The sequence below is a fragment of the Sulfitobacter sp. HGT1 genome (assembly GCF_013282155.1).
GTDB lineage: Bacteria > Pseudomonadota > Alphaproteobacteria > Rhodobacterales > Rhodobacteraceae > Sulfitobacter.
On the sequence record NZ_BLWI01000005.1, the window covers coordinates 78,801 to 95,408 of the forward strand.

Annotated in this window: 15 protein-coding genes; 6 read left to right on the plus strand and 9 right to left on the minus strand. The window is 57.0% G+C overall.

Features of this window, described 5'->3' with window-relative positions; genetic code table 11:
• Positions 1-9: 9 nt before the first annotated feature.
• The 5 genes from dnaN to mutM form a co-directional block, all read right to left on the minus strand.
• The gene (dnaN, locus tag HGT1_RS04875) at positions 10-1,128 is read right to left on the minus strand and encodes a DNA polymerase III subunit beta (protein ID WP_176248804.1); all 1,119 of its coding nucleotides are present in this window, start codon (positions 1,126-1,128) and stop codon (positions 10-12) included.
• A 134-nt stretch (positions 1,129-1,262) separates the two neighbouring features.
• Complete coding sequence (gene dnaA, locus HGT1_RS04880) at positions 1,263-2,621, minus strand: chromosomal replication initiator protein DnaA (protein WP_176248805.1); 1,359 nt, start codon at positions 2,619-2,621, stop codon at positions 1,263-1,265.
• A 524-nt stretch (positions 2,622-3,145) separates the two neighbouring features.
• Positions 3,146-3,409, minus strand: coding sequence for a 30S ribosomal protein S20 (rpsT, locus tag HGT1_RS04885; RefSeq protein WP_093916616.1), 264 nt, complete (start codon positions 3,407-3,409; stop codon positions 3,146-3,148).
• A 170-nt stretch (positions 3,410-3,579) separates the two neighbouring features.
• Positions 3,580-4,356, minus strand: coding sequence for an enoyl-CoA hydratase (locus HGT1_RS04890; protein ID WP_176248806.1), 777 nt, complete (start codon positions 4,354-4,356; stop codon positions 3,580-3,582).
• A gap of 64 nt (positions 4,357-4,420) precedes the next feature.
• A complete protein-coding gene (gene mutM, locus HGT1_RS04895; protein WP_176248807.1) occupies positions 4,421-5,272 on the minus strand; it encodes a bifunctional DNA-formamidopyrimidine glycosylase/DNA-(apurinic or apyrimidinic site) lyase in 852 nt (283 codons plus the stop codon).
• Between the two features lie 88 nt (positions 5,273-5,360).
• Here mutM and ubiE point away from each other — a divergent pair, with 88 nt between their 5' ends.
• The 5 genes from ubiE to tdh all read left to right on the plus strand — a co-directional run bounded on the left by ubiE (position 5,361) and on the right by tdh (position 10,648).
• Positions 5,361-6,113 (plus strand): bifunctional demethylmenaquinone methyltransferase/2-methoxy-6-polyprenyl-1,4-benzoquinol methylase UbiE, encoded by a 753-nt coding sequence (gene ubiE, locus HGT1_RS04900; protein ID WP_176248808.1) that lies wholly within the window; start codon positions 5,361-5,363, stop codon positions 6,111-6,113.
• Between the two features lies 1 nt (position 6,114).
• On the plus strand, positions 6,115-7,647 hold the full coding sequence (gene ubiB, locus HGT1_RS04905; protein ID WP_176248809.1) for a 2-polyprenylphenol 6-hydroxylase: 1,533 nt from the start codon (positions 6,115-6,117) through the stop codon (positions 7,645-7,647).
• A 114-nt stretch (positions 7,648-7,761) separates the two neighbouring features.
• Positions 7,762-8,328: a helix-turn-helix domain-containing protein gene (locus tag HGT1_RS04910; RefSeq protein WP_176249052.1), complete on the plus strand. Its 567-nt coding sequence runs from the start codon at positions 7,762-7,764 to the stop codon at positions 8,326-8,328.
• Positions 8,329-8,420: 92 nt separating this feature from the next.
• Positions 8,421-9,608, plus strand: coding sequence for a glycine C-acetyltransferase (locus HGT1_RS04915; protein WP_176248810.1), 1,188 nt, complete (start codon positions 8,421-8,423; stop codon positions 9,606-9,608).
• On the plus strand, positions 9,605-10,648 hold the full coding sequence (gene tdh, locus HGT1_RS04920) for an L-threonine 3-dehydrogenase (RefSeq protein ID WP_176248811.1): 1,044 nt from the start codon (positions 9,605-9,607) through the stop codon (positions 10,646-10,648). Before HGT1_RS04915 ends, tdh begins: the two co-directional genes overlap by 4 nt.
• A gap of 59 nt (positions 10,649-10,707) precedes the next feature.
• Here tdh and HGT1_RS04925 read toward each other — a convergent pair whose 3' ends face one another.
• The 3 genes from HGT1_RS04925 to HGT1_RS04935 all read right to left on the minus strand — a co-directional run bounded on the left by HGT1_RS04925 (position 10,708) and on the right by HGT1_RS04935 (position 14,429).
• Positions 10,708-11,442, minus strand: coding sequence for a metallophosphoesterase family protein (locus tag HGT1_RS04925; protein WP_176248812.1), 735 nt, complete (start codon positions 11,440-11,442; stop codon positions 10,708-10,710).
• 170 nt (positions 11,443-11,612) lie between these two features.
• Positions 11,613-13,208, minus strand: coding sequence for a phosphoglycerate dehydrogenase (serA, locus tag HGT1_RS04930; RefSeq protein WP_176248813.1), 1,596 nt, complete (start codon positions 13,206-13,208; stop codon positions 11,613-11,615).
• A gap of 81 nt (positions 13,209-13,289) precedes the next feature.
• Positions 13,290-14,429, minus strand: coding sequence for a phosphoserine transaminase (locus tag HGT1_RS04935; RefSeq protein WP_176248814.1), 1,140 nt, complete (start codon positions 14,427-14,429; stop codon positions 13,290-13,292).
• 156 nt (positions 14,430-14,585) lie between these two features.
• Here HGT1_RS04935 and serB point away from each other — a divergent pair, with 156 nt between their 5' ends.
• Positions 14,586-15,461, plus strand: a complete 876-nt coding sequence (serB, locus tag HGT1_RS04940) for a phosphoserine phosphatase SerB (RefSeq protein ID WP_176248815.1) — start codon at positions 14,586-14,588, stop codon at positions 15,459-15,461.
• Between the two features lie 72 nt (positions 15,462-15,533).
• Here serB and HGT1_RS04945 read toward each other — a convergent pair whose 3' ends face one another.
• Positions 15,534-16,514, minus strand: coding sequence for an asparaginase (locus HGT1_RS04945; RefSeq protein ID WP_176248816.1), 981 nt, complete (start codon positions 16,512-16,514; stop codon positions 15,534-15,536).
• Positions 16,515-16,608: the final 94 nt, after the last annotated feature.

Below are 16,608 nucleotides of genomic sequence, written 5' to 3' on the forward strand. Positions count from 1 at the left end.
TCCGGCGCGTTACACACGCATTGGCATTACGACATAGACGGCAGACATGTCATTGCCTTCCCGCATCAATGTCGGATCACCGGATGAGTTGAACAGGAACACAGCGTTTTCGCGGTCTACCTGGCTTGCGATCTCAAGCAGGTATTTTGCGTTAAAACCGATTTCCAGACGTTCATCCGCATAGGCCACAACCAGTTCTTCCTCGGCTGCACCGCTGTCGGGCGCATTCACGGAAAGAATCAAGCGGTCTTCGTCCAGTTGCAGTTTAACGGCACGGGACCGTTCAGAGCTGACGGTCGCCACACGGTCAACGGCGCGAGCAAAATCGCTGGCGTCGACTTCCATTCTGCGGGTGTTTCCTTGGGGGATCACGCGGGTGTAATCTGGGAAGGTGCCGTCGATTACTTTCGAGGTCAGGGTAATATCGGGTGTTGCAAACCGGATCTTGGTTTCGGAGACCGACACGGCGATCTCCATCTCGTCATCATCCAGCAGCTTGCGCAATTCGCCAACGGTCTTGCGCGGCACAATCACGCCTGGCATGTCAGCCGCACCATCGGGCATCGGTGCATCAATGCGGGCCAGGCGGTGGCCATCGGTGGCAACACAGCGCAAAACCTTGCTGCCGTCGCTTTCCGAAATATGCATGTAAACACCGTTCAGATAGTACCGTGTTTCTTCGGTCGAGATCGCGAATTTCGACTTATCGAACAGGCGGCGCAGCACGGGTGCGGGGGCCTTGAAGTTCGATTGATATTCAGACGTCGCCATGACGGGGAAATCTTCGCGCGGCAATGTCGCCAGCGAGAAGTTGGAGCGGCCCGCTTCGACTGTCAGTCGGCCAGCGGCGCTGTCGGATGTCAGCGTAATCAGCGCGCCATCGGGCAGTTTGCGAACGATTTCGTGCAATGTTGTGGCGGAAACGGTGGTAGCACCTGCGCGCTCTACCTGAGCGGGGGCCTTGTCCACGACTTCGATGTCCAGATCGGTGGCGCGGAACGAGGCATCGCTGCCTTCCGCTTCGATCAGCACGTTGGCAAGGATCGGAATGGTATTCCGGCGCTCGACGACTGATTGAGCCTGTGACACTGCTTTAAGCAGAGCGGCGCGTTCGATGCTGAATTTCATATCCATCTCCATTCCGGCAGTCCGGGAGGGCAAACTACCCGATACCGGTGTATTCACAAGAGTTTTATTGACTTTTCAGCGCGAAACGAAGGCCCGTCAAGGCCTTCGCACCTGTTCTGTCATAGATATGGGTATTATGCTTCCAACGCGCGGCGCAGCAATTCCAGATCTTCGGCAATCTGGCCATCACTTTGCTTGAGCTCTTCGATGCGTTTCACGCCGTGCATGACGGTTGTGTGATCACGTCCGCCAAAACGGCGACCGATTTCAGGCAGGGAACGGCTGGTCAGTTTTTTGGACAGATACATCGCCACCTGACGGGGGCGCGCATAGCTGCGCAGGCGCTTTGGGCCAACCATGTCACTGAGACGGATGTTATAATGTTCGGATACCTTGCGCTGGATCTCTTCGATGCTGATCTTGCGCTCCGAGGCACGCAGGACATCGGCCAGACAATCCTGGGTCAGGTCCATGTTGATTTCACGACCCACAAGCGACGCAAATGCGAACAGACGGGTCAACGCCCCTTCTAGTACGCGCACGTTTGTCGTGATCCGGTGCGCCAGAAATTCGAGAACGCCAGCTTCGACTTCCAGACCCGGATAGTTTTTCTGCTGGGTTTCAACCTTGCTTTGCAGGATGCCCAAACGCAATTCATAGTCGGTCGGGTGCAGGTCAACGACCAAACCACATTGAAGGCGTGATTTCACGCGGTCCTCGAGATCCTTGATCTCGCCGGGGGCGCGGTCGGCGGAAATGATGATCTGTTTGTTTTGATCGACCAGCGCGTTGAAGGTGTGAAAGAACTCTTCCTGAGTGCTGTCCTTGCCCGCAATGAACTGGACATCATCAACCATCAGCACATCAACAGACCGGAAGATTTCCTTGAAATCCATCATTTTGCGGTCCCGCAGGGCCTGAACGAAACGGTACATGAACTGTTCTGCCGACAGATACAGCACGTTCAGCTCTGGCTTGCGGATGTGCAGCTCTTGGGCGATCGCGTGCATCAGGTGGGTTTTACCAAGGCCAACGCCACCATACAGGAACAACGGGTTGAATGTGACGGGGCCACCTTCGGCCACACGGCGGGCAGCGGCATGGGCCAATTCGTTCGGCTTACCGACCACGAAATTGTCAAAGCTGAAACGCGCATCCAAAGGGGCAGTGTTCAACGGATTGCTGTTAGCAGCTTGAACGGGTGCAGGTCTGGCAGGGACTTTGGCGGCTTCGAGTGCTGCGGGCCTTTCAGCGCCGCCAACGGTGAATTTCAGGCGCGTGATTCCATCATTCTCGTTCTGCATCTCGTGCAAGATCAGATCAGCAAAATTCTGGCTGACGTAATTGCCGAAGAAATTCGTCGGAACGAACAGCGTGCTGACGCCGTCTTCGGTGGCCCCCAGCGAAAGCGGGTCGATCCATGTGGTAAAGTTATTCTGCCCGACCGTTTTCAATAAACGGTTTCTGATATTTGCCCACTGCGCCTGCATCATTTAACCAACTGTCCCCATCGTCTGCTTCAACCCGTTTCGGTTGAATACAAATGTTACTCTTGTCAGAAGGCATAAGACCATTGTTCCGGTCCCATCAGAAAACCGGTCAAACGTCCCTCGGACATATTTTATAAGGTTCATTCCGACATGGATGCTTGAGGCAGAATAAGCCTAGCATTGCTGTCGAACGCACCGTTCGAAGTATCAAAGACAGGGCAAATGTGCCGTTAGCTACATCTGCAGAATGATTGGAAACCCCTAGCAAGGTGTCCAAAATATCCCCGTCTGGATCAGAGCATTCTAGCAAATGCAAAGGTCCGTTCGGGCCCATCCCCCCAAGCGAAGTGAATCGCGCTCAACACTTCTAGCAATGTAAAAGGCGCCGTTTCAACACATCTTCAAACTTGACTCAGGGATTGGTGGAAAAGAATCTAATCTCGTAAAAAGTGTTTCCCGGAAAATAAAAAAAGGCACCGCCAAGCGATGCCTTATTCTTTCAACAGCTTAGGTGAAACGTTCCCGATTCAGCCCAGTGCTTTTACGCGCGATGCAAGGCGCGACATCTTCCGGGAAGCGGTGTTTTTATGGAACACACCTTTTGTAACGCCACGCATCAGTTCTGGCTGTGCAGCGCGAAGCGCCGCAACCGAAGCTTCCTTGTCGCCAGATTCGATGGCTTCTTCAACTTTGCGCAGGAACGTGCGGATGCGCGAACGACGTGCTTTGTTGATCTGGAAACGTGCTTCGTTTTGACGGGCGCGTTTTTTTGCCTGTGGTGTATTTGCCATGAGGATCATCCTTCATCTTGGGTCTGTTCAAATTGCGAATACGCGACACAAACCCAAAGACCGGAGCCAATATCCGATAAGGTGATTCTAGCCTGAGCGGGCTGCACGCGCATGTATTGGGGTTGCCTATAGTCCAACCCGATGCGCTTTGCAAACCCGCAAAGGCGTTTTTACTTGTCGCGGAACTGTGCTTCGCGCTTTTCGAGGAAAGCAGACATGCCTTCCTTCTGATCTTCGGTCGCAAACAGCGAATGGAAGACGCGGCGTTCAAACAACAGACCTTCGCGAAGCGGTACTTCAAAGGCGCGGTTCACCGCTTCTTTGACAACCATCGTGGTGATCATGGATTTCTCGGCGATCTTGCCAGCGGCGGCCAGGGCTTCTTCCATCAGCTTTTTGACGGGCACAACGCGCGATACCAGACCTGCGCGCTCTGCTTCGGCGGCGTCCATGAAACGGCCGGTCAGGTTCATATCCATCGCTTTGGATTTACCAATCGCACGGGTCAGACGCTGGGTGCCGCCGATACCGGCAACAACGCCCAGGTTAATCTCGGGCTGGCCGAATTTCGCGGTTTCGGAACAGATGATAAAGTCACACATCATCGCCAATTCGCAGCCACCGCCAAGCGCATAGCCCGACACTGCGGCGATAATCGGTTTGCGAACACGCATGATCTGGTCTGTTTCCGGGGTGAAAAGATCGCCCGCGAACACATCAACAAAGCTTTTGTCGCGCATCATGGCAATATCGGCACCTGCTGCGAACGCTTTTTCAGATCCTGTGATGACGATACAGCGGACTTTTTCATTGTCCTGCGCTGCTTTCATCGCATCGGCGAGCTCTTTCATCAGCTCGTCATTCAGGGCATTCAATGCATCCGGTCGGTTCAACGTAACCAGTGCTACGTGATTATCTACATCGACCGTGATTGTTTCATACGCCATCAAGAATGCTCTCGCTTGTTACACTTTGAAACATGTGAATATCACGGGCGCGTGGCGTTTCAAGTTATCTTTGGCATTGCGCACAGTAGAACGATGATCTTCCCGACTGAACGATTCGACCGATATCTTCGCTGCATCCTTCTGTGCGGCAAGGTTCCCCCTCGCGGCCATAGACGTCAAAGCTGTGCTGGAAATAACCCAATTCGCCATCCGCTTGTTTGAAGTCGCGCAAGGTTGATCCGCCTGCGGTGATTGCCTCGTCCAACACTTGCCGGATGATCGGCACCAGCCCTGCGACGCGCGCCGCCGAAATGCGCCCGGCCTTGCGTGCGGGATGAATGCGCGCCCGGTAAAGCGTTTCACATACATAGATATTTCCAAGGCCCGCCACGATGCGTTGATCCAAAAGCGCGGATTTGATCGGCATGTTGCGCCCCTTTAGGGCCGCCACCAGATGCGCCTCGTGAAAATCATTGCCCAAGGGTTCTGGCCCGATCGAGGACAGCAATTTATGGGCGCCTGCGGTTTGCGTATCCAGCAGGTCCATCGCGCCAAAACGGCGCGGATCGTTAAAGGTGACCCGCGCCCCGTTCGCCATGTGGAACACCACATGATCGTGCTTTTCAGGTGACGGATGGTCATGCACGAATTGCCCCAACGGATCACCCGAAATCAGCATCCGCCCCGACATGCCCAGATGAATCAGCAATGATTCCCCCGATGACAGATCAGCCAGAATGTATTTCGACCGCCTGCGCAGCCGTTCCACCTTTTGACCTGTCAGCCGTGCAGCCATGTCTGGTGGAAAGGGCCAGCGCAGATCGGGCCGGTTCACATCGGCGCGCGCAATGACCTGTCCCTCCATCACGGGGGATAGGCCGCGGCGCACTGTTTCGACTTCTGGCAGTTCAGGCATGTTGTTTCCCCTGTGACAAAAGGGGCGCATTGTACCCGCCCCCCTACGCCCTATAACAAAGGTGCAGATCAAAGGACCACAAGACCCCATGACAAACGATAGCGACAAAACCACCCACTTCGGATTTGAAACCGTGGCCGAAGGCGACAAAGCCGGGCGCGTGCAGGGTGTCTTTAACTCTGTCGCCAGTAAATACGACATCATGAACGATGTCATGAGCGTCGGCATCCACCGCATCTGGAAAGAAGCGATGATGGATTGGCTGGCCCCGCGCGCTGGTCAAAAGCTGCTGGATGTGGCCGGCGGCACCGGTGATGTGTCGTTCAAGTTTCTTGAACGCGCCGGATCGGGCCATGCCACAGTGCTGGATCTGACCGAACCCATGCTGGTCGAGGGGCGCAAACGTGCCGAAGCGGCGGCGATGGTCGACAGCCTTGATTGGGTCGTGGGCGACGCAATGGCGCTGCCGTTCGAGGATAACACATTCGACGTCTACACAATCAGCTTTGGCATCCGCAACGTCACCCGCCCCCAAGAGGCCCTGAACGAAGCCTACCGTGTGCTGCGCCCCGGTGGCCGTCTGATGGTGCTGGAATTCAGCCAGCTGCCGAACCCGATGATGCAAAAAGCCTATGATCTCTACAGCTTCAACGTGATTCCCCGGATGGGAAAACTGATCGCGAACGACCGTGACAGCTATCAGTACCTTGTTGAATCTATTCGAAATTTCCCCGATCAGGAAACGTTCCTTGGCATGGTCAAGGCCGCCGGTTTCGAGCAGGCTAAATACCGCAACCTGACGATGGGCGTCGCGGCACTTCATTCAGGCTGGAAAATCTAAAATGCGCGGACCACATAATATCTGGCGGCTTGTCCGCACCGGTGCCACTCTTGAACGTACAGGTGCCATGAATGTCGTGCTGGATGCATTCGACGCGACCCCGGCGCTGCGCTTCGTGGCCAAGGCGCTTGGTAAACCGTTCAAATTTCTGGGCTATGCGGGTGATCCGTCAATGCCGCCCGCGACCCGCGCATTAACCGCCCTTGGCCCGGCCTACATCAAATTCGGTCAGGTTCTGTCGACCCGCCCCGATGTGGTGGGCGATGAACTGGCCGTTCAATTGCGCGTGCTCCAAGACAAACTGCCACCATTTTCAATCGAGCAGGCCAAAGCCGAAGTCGAAAAAGAACTCGGCCTGCCGGTCGATGCGATCTTTTCCACTTTCAGCGAACCCGTGGCTGCGGCCTCGATCGCGCAGGTACACCGTGCCACCATCGCCGAAACCGGCGAAGATGTGGCCGTCAAGGTCCTGCGCCCCGGCATCGAGAAAGCATTCCGCAAGGATGTCGACGCCTTCTATCTTGCCGCGCGCATGGTTGAACTGTTTTCCCCCGGGTCACGTCGCCTGCGCCCGACCGAGGTGATTGAGCATTTCGATGGCGTCGTGCGCGGAGAACTGGACCTGCGGCTTGAATCCTCTGCCGCGTCCGAGTTTGCCGCCAACACCAAGAATGACGAAGGCTTCCAACTGCCCGCGATCAAATGGGAATTTTCTGCGCGCCGTGTGATGACCCTGGAATGGGCTGACGGTGTACCGATGGGCGACAACGCTGCGATTGATGGCGCAGGTCACGACCGCGTCGCCATCGGGGACCGTGTGTTGCAACTGTTCCTGAACCACGCGCTGCGCGACGGTTATTTTCATGCGGATATGCATCAGGGCAACCTCAAGGTAGCACCGAACGGCAACATTATCGCCTATGACTTCGGCATCATGGGCCACATCGACGAATACACCCGCCGCGTCTACGCGGAAATCCTGTTCGGGTTCATCCGCAAAGACTACAAACGCGTGGCCGAGGTGCATTTCGAAGCAGGCTATGTGCCAGCCGACAAAGATGTCGATGAATTTGCCCGTGCCCTGCGCGCTGTCGGAGAGCCGATCTTCGGCATGGATGCCACACGTATCTCAATGGCCCGACTGCTCACCTATCTGTTCGAGGTAACAGAACGCTTCGGCATGGAAACCCGCACCGAACTGATCTTGCTGCAACGTACAATGGTGGTGGTCGAAGGCGTGGCGCGCTCTCTCAACCCGCATATCAACATCTGGCAAGTCTCGAGCCCGATTGTGACCGATTATATTTCCAAATCCATCGGTCCCAAAGCCGTCGTGCGCGACCTTACCAATACCGCCCGCGTTCTGGCCCGTTTCGGCCCGCGCTTGCCCGCCTTGGTCGAAGCAGCGCTTATCCGGCAACAACAAGAAGCCGAACCGCCGCGAAAAGGCTTCAAACGCTGGATCGCCCTTGCCGCACTTCTGGGCGCTCTCGGCGCGATGGCTCTTGCGGCCTTTGCCGACCGGTTCTTTTAACCGGCTTCTCTGGCTCGGAAATATCCTGCGGGGGTCCGGGGGTGCAAAACCCCCGGCGCTTTGCAAAAAACACAGCCATTGACAGGGGGGATGCCCGACGTGCAGTTATCCACTATGACGGATAACCCTGACGCTATTCTTACCCAATTGCCCTCGCGCCTCAAATCGGCCCGTACTGCACAAGGCCTCAGCCTTGATGCCGTGGCCAAGCTTTCGGGCGTGTCCCGGTCGATGGTCAGCCAGATTGAACGTGGCGAAAGCAGCCCGACAATCGCAACATTGTGGAACCTGACACGGGCTTTGCAGGTCGATTTTGCGGGGCTTCTGGACAGCACTCAAACTCCGGCCCAGATCGAAATCTTGCGCGCCGCCGAAGTGCCCACGATCCATAATCTGGGAACGGGATGCCACATCCGCATCCTTTCTCCGCCCGAAGAGGCCGGTAAGCACGAAGTTTACGAACTTTTGATTGATGCGGGCGGGAAACTGGACAGCCAGCCCCATACCCGCGGTGCCCGCGAACATCTGACAGTTATCCAGGGCACAGCAGGCCTGCAAAGCGGCGACGCCGAAAGCACGATCAACACTGGCGACACGGCGCGGTATCCTGCCGACGTTCCCCATGCGATTACGGCAATAGGCGGGGCCGTTCGGGCATTTCTGGTCGTTCAGAATGCTTGATTCCAAAATACAGGAATAAATCCGTCATATAGGATTTCCCCTGTTCCGGAAAATAATCCGCTATGATAGAAGTTCTGAAAAGGAGCTTCATCATGACCCAGACTTATCTCGACCACGTCACAGCCACACTTGCGCAAATCGAGGCGGAAGGCATGATGAAGCGCGAGCGCATGATCACCTCGCCCCAGTCGGGTAATATTGATGTCGCCGGGCGGCATGTCATCAACCTTTGTGCCAATAATTACCTAGGGTTGGCCGATCACCCCGACCTGATCAAAGCAGCCCAGGATGCCATGGGCCCCCGAGGGTTCGGCATGGCGTCGGTCCGGTTCATCTGTGGCACCCAGGATATCCACCGCGAACTTGAACAGAAGCTGGCCAAGTTTCTGGGCAAGGATGATTCGATCCTGTTCGCGGCGTGTTTCGATGCCAATGGCGGCTTGTTCGAACCGCTTTTCGGGCCCGAAGACGCAATCGTCTCGGATAGTTTGAACCACGCGTCGATCATTGACGGCATCCGCCTGTGCAAGGCCAAGCGCTATCGCTATGCCAATTCCGACATGAACGACCTTGAGGGACAGCTAAAGCTTGCCCGTGAAGAAGGGGCGCGGTTCATCATGATTGCGACGGATGGCGTGTTCAGCATGGACGGCTATCTGGCTAATCTGCCGGACATTACCCGCCTCGCAGAAAAATACGAAGCCCTCGTTATGGTCGACGACTGCCATTCCACCGGCTTTATGGGGCCGAAAGGGGCAGGGACGCCGGCACATTTCGGTGTGGATGTGGATATTCTGACGGGGACGCTGGGCAAGGCGCTTGGCGGTGCGATCGGTGGCTATATCGCGGGGCCGCAGCCTGTGATTGATCTGCTGCGCCAGCGCGCGCGCCCCTATCTGTTTTCGAACTCCCTGCCGCCGTCCATCGTGATGGCAGGTATCAAGGCGCTTGAGCTGGTCGAGAAGGGCGATGATCTGCGCGCGAGATTGTTTGAGAACGCTGCCTATTGGCGCAAGGGGTTGACCGATCTGGGCTTTGATCTGTTGCCTGGTGAACATCCCATCATCCCGGTGATGTTGGGCGAGGCCCAATTGGCGCAGGATATGGCGACCAAACTGTTCGAGGAAGGCGTCTATGTCAGCGGGTTCTTCTTTCCGGTTGTCCCGCGGGGTCAGGCGCGGATCAGAACGCAGATGAACGCTGCGTTGACGAAGGATGAACTGGACCGCGCGCTTGTCGCCTTCGAGGTCGCGGGCAAGGCCTGCGGGGTTTTGTCATGAGCAACCAGATGAAAGCGCTGTGTAAATCGGAGCCGCGCGAAGGTTTGTGGATGACCCGCGCACCGGTTCCCGAAATCGGGCCGGATGATGTGCTGATCAAGGTCAACAAGACCGGTATTTGTGGCACCGACATTCACATTTGGAACTGGGATGAATGGGCGCAGAAAACCGTGCCTGTGCCGTTGATCACAGGCCATGAATTCGCCGGAGAGATTGTGGAGTTGGGGCGCAATGTCACTGATCTGACCATTGGGCAAAGATGTTCCGGCGAGGGGCATTTGATTGGCAAGACATCCCGCCAGTCACGGTCGGGGAAGTTTCATCTTGATCCGGCAACGCGGGGCATTGGCGTGAACGAACAGGGTGCCTTTGCGCAATACCTGCGTCTGCCCGCGTTCAATGTGGTGCCGCTGCCGGACGAGATTTCCGATGACATCGGGGCGATCCTTGATCCGCTTGGCAATGCTGTTCACACAGCGCTTAGTTTTGATCTGGTGGGCGAGGACGTGTTGATTACCGGTGCAGGGCCGATCGGTATCATGGCCGCAGCGGTCGCGCGGCATGTCGGTGCGCGCCATGTTGCGATCACGGATGTTAATCCTGCGCGTCTGGAACTGGCAGCGCAGGTTGCGGATGTGACGCCAGTCAACGTCGCCAAAGAAGATCTGAATGATGTGATCGCAAAGCTGAAGATGAAGCAGGGCTTTGACGTCGGCATGGAAATGTCAGGCAACCAGATGGCGCTGGACCAAATGGTCGAAGCGATGACCATGGGGGGCCGCATTGCCATGCTGGGGATTCCCCCCGGCAAGTCGCCGGTGGATTGGAGCCGGATCGTGTTCAAGGCGATCACCATTAAAGGCGTCTATGGCCGCGAGATTTTCGAGACATGGTACAAGATGATTGCTATGCTCGAAAACGGGTTGGATGTTTCCAAGATCATCACCCACCGCTTTGGTGCGGATGAGTTCGAGGCCGGGTTTGCAGCGATGAAATCGGGCTTGTCCGGCAAGGTGGTTCTGGACTGGACCGGGGTTTAGGGGGCCAGCCCCCGTCCCGGCGATGCCGCGACTCCCCCGGGATTTAAGTCCATTTGGAATTAGCTTGCGGGGCGGAGCGGCACCCTGCCTTTTTCGGATATCACATGGACGTCCTGACCTTCGAAAACTGCCGCTTGGAGCGGCTTGAAATAGCCCGCGCCAGCGTCAAGGTTGATGCGGTATCCGTGGTGTTCGGGATAGTCGACGGCGGTATGCCCGTGCACGACGGGGCGGCCGAAATCGTGATATTCGGTCAGCCAGTCGCCGCGGATCCAGATCAGATCGTCTTCGACTTGATCCTGGATCGGAACGCCGTAGCGCAGGCCTGCGTGGGCGAAAATCAGGTGATCGGTGATGTGAATATTCGGCAGGTTATCCAGAAAATCGCGGTGTGATTGCGGCACCGCCTGTAGCGCTGCTTGATGGATTGGGTCGACGGGCGCGTAATCTTCGCCGACAACGCCATATGAAAGCAGGGTTTTATCCCCGCCCAAGCGTGGGTTCATCCAGAACAGATCTGCGCGGGTGGCTGGATCGAAGACGGTTTGGTCGTCCAGAAAACGGGTGAAATACCGGTCATGATTGCCGCGGATGGCGGTCCAGTTACGGCCTTGGGTGATCCCTGTCATCAGCAGATCAACGACGCCTTTGCTGTCGGGGCCGCGATCGACGTAATCCCCCAGAAACACGATTTCGGCGTCTTTGCCACCGTCTGCTTCGATCAACTCCAGCACGCGGTGCAGGTCGTCGAGTTGGCCGTGAATATCACCGACGGCATAGATGGGCGTGGACATGAACATATTTCCTTGTTGCTTGGTCTTATGATGCCTGATCTGCGGGAAAAGGGGAAGCCGGGCTGGCGTTGGTGCTGTCTGATTTGACGGCTGCGGTTTGGAGGCTGTCGGGCCGAACGAAAAAAGCGCCCCTTGAAGGGGGCGCTTTGGAGAAATCATGCTGGAGGCGTTTAGGAAACGTCGAACTCAAGCTCTTTGACCTGGGTGAACAGGCCTGTGTCTTGCAATTGCTTGATCACGGCTGCAGATACAGCGTCATCGATGTAGAGCAGCGCAATCGCCTCGCCTTTGGCAGCCGAGCGGCCCAAGGTAAAGTTCGCGATGTTCACACCGTTGGCACCCAGCGTCTGGCCCAATGTGCCGATGATGCCGGGGACATCTTCGTTGGTGGTGTACAGCATGTGCGCGCCGATTTCGGCGTCGATGTTGATGCCTTTGATCTGGATGAAACGTGGCTTCCCGTCCGAGAACACGGTGCCCGCGATGGAGCGTTCGCGCTTTTCGGTCACGACCGTCACCTTGACATAGCCGTCGAACACGCCGGATTTGTCCTGGTTTGTGGTGCTGATCTGGATGCCTTTTTCACGGGCAACCACAGGTGCGCTGACCATGTTCACATCGGGGTTCGCGCGTTTCATGATGCCTGCAACAACCGCGCAGTTCAGCGCGTTCAGGTTCATTTCAGATACCTGACCGTCGTACAGGATGTTGATCGCCTTGATCGGCTCGTCCGTCATCTGGCCGATAAACGCGCCAAGGTGGCCGGACAAAGTGATCCATGGGCCCATGACTTTGGCTTCTTCAGCTGTAACCGATGGCATGTTCAAGGCGTTGGAAACAGCGCCTGTCAGTAGGTAATCGGACATCTGTTCGGCGACTTGCAGGGCCACGTTTTCCTGAGCTTCGGTCGTGGCGGCACCAAGGTGTGGGGTGCAGACCACGTTTGGCAGACCGAACAAAACGTTTTCGGTTGCGGGTTCTACTTTGAACACGTCAAAGGCAGCACCAGCGACATGGCCGGATTTCAACGCTTCGGCCAGGGCTTCTTCGTCTACCAGACCACCGCGGGCACAGTTGATGATGCGCACGCCTTTTTTGGTCTTGGCCAGGGCTTCCTTGGACAGGATGTTGGCGGTTTGATCGGTATAGGGGACGTGCAGCGTGATGAAATCAGCGCGGGCCAGCAATTCGTCAAGCTCGACCTTTTCGACGCCCATTTTCTTGGCTTTTTCTTCGCCAAGGAAGGGATCATAGGCGACGACTTTCATCTTCAGCCCGCGCGCACGGTCGCACACGATGCCACCGATGTTGCCCGCACCAATGACGCCAAGGGTTTTGCCTGTCAGCTCGACGCCCATGAACTTGGACTTTTCCCATTTACCGGCGTGGGTCGATGCAGAGGCTTCGGGGATTTGACGGGCCACGGCGAACATCATCGCGATGGCGTGTTCGGCGGTGGTGATCATGTTGCCGAAAGGCGTGTTCATGACGATCACACCTTTTTTCGATGCGGCGTCTTTGTCGATGTTGTCTGTACCGATACCGGCGCGGGCGATAACCTTGAGGTTCTTCGCATTTGCAAGGATCGCTTCGGTCACTTTGGTCGCCGAGCGGATGGCAAGACCGTCGTAGTTGCCGATGATGGCGGCCAGTTTTTCTTTGTCCTTGCCCAGATCAGGCTGGAAATCGACCTCGATGCCACGGTCTTTGAAGATTTGAACGGCGGCTTCGGACAGGCTGTCGGAAATGAGAACTTTGGGGGCCATGTTTGGCGCTCCTTTTTTAAATAGAAGGGGGGTGTGGGTTGGCACCCACCCTACGCGCGGCGCAGGGCGGGGAACCCGGAATTATGCGTTGATTTCGGACTCAAACGCCCAAGCAAGCCACGGCAGCATTGCCTCGATATCCGAGGTTTCAACCGTGCCGCCGCACCAGATGCGCAGGCCCGGAGGGGCATCGCGGTAGGCACCAACGTCCAGTGCTACATCTTCGTCGGCCAGGCGTTTTGCAACGGCTTTGGCGAAGGCAGCGCCATCAGCGATACGGTCATCTGTGAACTTGAGGCAGACAGATGTGTTGGACCGTGTCGCGGGATCGGTGGCAAGGAAATCGATCCAGTCGTGGTCTTGCACAAACTTGGCAATCGCGGCGGTGTTGGCATCGGCGCGACCGATAAGGCCTTGCAGGCCGCCAACAGATTTCGCCCAGTCCAGCGCCAGCAAGTAATCTTCGACACACAGCATGGAAGGCGTGTTGATGGTTTCACCCTTGAAAATGCCGTCGATCAGCTTGCCACCTTTGGTGAGGCGGAAAATCTTGGGCAGGGGCCATGCAGGCGTGTAGTTTTCGAGCCGTTCAACCGCGCGCGGGCTGAGGATCAGCATGCCATGCGCCGCTTCGCCGCCGAGCACTTTTTGCCAGCTGAAGGTGGTCACATCCAGCTTGTCCCAGGGCAGGTCCATCGCGAAGGCGGCAGAGGTCGCGTCGCACAGGGTCAGGCCCTTGCGATCGGCGGGGATCACATCACCGGTCGGAACGCGCACACCGGATGTGGTGCCGTTCCAGGTAAAGCATACGTCGTTGTCATAGTTGAGCGACGCCATATCCACGATCTGGCCGTAGTCGGCAGTGTGGACGGCATGTTCGATTTTCAGCTGTTTGACGGCATCAGTGACCCAGCCAGCGCCGAATGATTCCCAGGCGACCATTTCAGCGGGGCGTTCGCCCAGCATGGTCCACATGGCCATCTCGTAAGCGCCGGTATCGGAGGCGGGCACGATGCCGATTTTGTAATCCGCAGGCACGCCGAGAATCTCGCGCGTTGTCTCGATCGCGGCAAGCAGCTTGGCTTTGCCCGGTGCAGCACGGTGGCTGCGGCCCAATGGCGCGCTTGCAAGCTTGGTCAGATCATATGCGGGGGGTTTGGCGCAGGGGCCGGAGGAAAAACGCGGATTCGTTGGTCGCGTGGTAGGTACTGTAATAGCCATTTAGCTACCCTTTCAGATAAGCGCCCTTCGTTGGGGAAGGGTGTCCCATCGCTGCATCTAGAGGTGCGGACGGTCTGGCACAAGCCGGAAAATATCGCTAGAACGCCGCTTGATTGGCTTTTTACGACAGCTCTGACGCGGATCGGAAACTCGACGATGCATAGTGTGACTTTGTTAACCTCTCCTCAAAGACCAAAGCTGGAGGCTGCGTTGGTCGATAGCCTGCGCAATGCCTGGGGCGGCGGGGACGCGATCTGGCTGGCCCCCGACGAGGCCGCGACATTCAATATGATGCGAATGCCGGGGAACCGCTGGGATATCTGGGCCGAATGTCAGGGTATGGGTGTTGATTTGATCATTGTGCCAGCGAGTGGGCGGCGCAAAAAAATGCTGTTGGCCGATATGGACAGTACGATGATCCAGCAGGAATGTATCGACGAATTGGCAGATGAGGCGGGCGTGGGCGCGCGGGTCAAGGATATCACAGCGCGTGCCATGAACGGCGAGCTGGATTTCGAGGGGGCATTGCGTGAGCGGGTTGGCCTGCTTGCCGGTCTGGAAGAAGCCGTAATCGGCCGCGTTCTGGAGCAGCGGATCACTTATATGCCGGGCGGGCGGGCCCTTTTGGCGACGATGAAGGCGAACGGCGCTTATGCGGCGCTTGTTTCGGGCGGTTTCACGGCGTTCACGTCATCGGTGGCCAAGGCGTTGGGGTTTGACGAGAACCGGGCGAATACGCTGCTGGTCAGTGAAGGCAAACTGACGGGTGAGGTTGCTGAGCCAATTCTGGGCAAGCAAGCCAAGGTCGACGCGTTGGACGACATCACGAAACGGCTTGGCCTGGCAGAAGCGGATGTGCTGGCTGTTGGCGATGGTGCCAATGATCTGGGCATGTTGCACCGCGCGGGTATGGGTGTTGCGTTGCATGCCAAACCGGTGGTGGCCGCGGAATGTGATGTCCGGGTCAACTTTGGTGACCTGACGGCGCTGCTGTATGTGCAGGGCTATGCCAAGAACGAGTTTGTCGTTTAGGCGGAGAGGTGCATGGGGCGCTGCCCCATACCCCGGGATTCTTAACCATTTGGAAATGGGGCACCGCGTGTTTTAAGCGAAGGTTGCGGCGGGTTTAATGCTGCCAGTAATAATGCCGCGGCGGTTTTCGATTGGTGCATTGCGGTATTTCAGCGCCTCTGGGTGGTTGGGGTCGAGGGCCCCGAGTTTCACCAGAATTGAGGCGATGGCGCAGTTCGAGGCCCGCACAGTGCCGCAGGACGCTTTGAGGGCAACGCCAAGTTTTTGTTCGGGCAGGATCGCGATGAAGAACCCTTCTGCGCCTGTTTTTATTGCCACTTTGCCGTTCATCGCACGCATGAGACCTGTGCAAGCGCGGGTTTCACCGGCGACGAGTTCGGGGTGCAAGCGCATCGCCTGATGCAGTCTTGCCTCGGCCGAGCCATCGGGGGCTGCTGCGAAATGCGCCATCGCGCGGGCCATGCCGTGCAATGTGGTCGCGAAATTCGGCACGGAGCAACCGTCGATCCCGTAACCGAAGGAAGTGAGGTCTGTGACACCTTCGAATGCCTCGAGGCAGGCCTTTTGTACGGGGTGGTCGGGTTTTTCATAATCCGCATCGCCGCCGAGGTGTTTGTTCAACGTCAGGAAGCCTGCATGTTTGCCCGAGCATTCATGATGAATTTGGCAGGGCTTTTCATCGGCGCGGATCAGGGCGTCGCGTGCATCCATGTCGCCTGGAACGGCGGAGCCGCAACGAAAATCGCTGTCGCCAAGGCCCATGGTATCAAGCCATTTCCCGATGATCCCCGTGTGAAGGCTGGCGGCCTGATGTGAGGCGCAAGCAAGCGCAAGATGTTGGGGCCCCAGGCCCATCGCATCCGCAGCGCCAGAGCGCACCAGAGGCAGAGCCTGTATCATTTTGGCGGATGACCGCGGGAGGATGACGGCCTCGGGATTTCCCCATGCGTGGACGATCTGGCCCTTTTCATCGCACACAACCGCATGGCCCGAATGCACGCTTTCAAGGAAGGTGCCGCGCCAGATTTCTGCAAAGGGGGCCGGTTGTGTCATCTTTCATCCTTTTGTTGGGCGAATTCCTGCCAATCAGGGTTTCGCAGGTCGCCTGTTTGGCGTTAATATGCTTGTTGTCGAGAGAAATACAGTT

Coding starts and splice junctions, on each gene's coding strand:
- HGT1_RS04915 (WP_176248810.1), top strand. CDS start 8,421: ATGACCCAGACTTATCTCGACCACGTCACAGCCACACTTGCGCAAATC.
- HGT1_RS04935 (WP_176248814.1), bottom strand. CDS start 14,429: ATGGCTATTACAGTACCTACCACGCGACCAACGAATCCGCGTTTTTCC.
- ubiB (WP_176248809.1), top strand. CDS start 6,115: ATGCGCGGACCACATAATATCTGGCGGCTTGTCCGCACCGGTGCCACT.
- HGT1_RS04945 (WP_176248816.1), bottom strand. CDS start 16,514: ATGACACAACCGGCCCCCTTTGCAGAAATCTGGCGCGGCACCTTCCTT.
- HGT1_RS04910 (WP_176249052.1), top strand. CDS start 7,762: ATGACGGATAACCCTGACGCTATTCTTACCCAATTGCCCTCGCGCCTC.
- HGT1_RS04925 (WP_176248812.1), bottom strand. CDS start 11,442: ATGTCCACGCCCATCTATGCCGTCGGTGATATTCACGGCCAACTCGAC.
- rpsT (WP_093916616.1), bottom strand. CDS start 3,409: ATGGCAAATACACCACAGGCAAAAAAACGCGCCCGTCAAAACGAAGCA.
- serB (WP_176248815.1), top strand. CDS start 14,586: ATGCATAGTGTGACTTTGTTAACCTCTCCTCAAAGACCAAAGCTGGAG.
- dnaA (WP_176248805.1), bottom strand. CDS start 2,621: ATGATGCAGGCGCAGTGGGCAAATATCAGAAACCGTTTATTGAAAACG.
- dnaN (WP_176248804.1), bottom strand. CDS start 1,128: ATGAAATTCAGCATCGAACGCGCCGCTCTGCTTAAAGCAGTGTCACAG.
- ubiE (WP_176248808.1), top strand. CDS start 5,361: ATGACAAACGATAGCGACAAAACCACCCACTTCGGATTTGAAACCGTG.
- serA (WP_176248813.1), bottom strand. CDS start 13,208: ATGGCCCCCAAAGTTCTCATTTCCGACAGCCTGTCCGAAGCCGCCGTT.
- HGT1_RS04890 (WP_176248806.1), bottom strand. CDS start 4,356: ATGGCGTATGAAACAATCACGGTCGATGTAGATAATCACGTAGCACTG.
- tdh (WP_176248811.1), top strand. CDS start 9,605: ATGAGCAACCAGATGAAAGCGCTGTGTAAATCGGAGCCGCGCGAAGGT.
- mutM (WP_176248807.1), bottom strand. CDS start 5,272: ATGCCTGAACTGCCAGAAGTCGAAACAGTGCGCCGCGGCCTATCCCCC.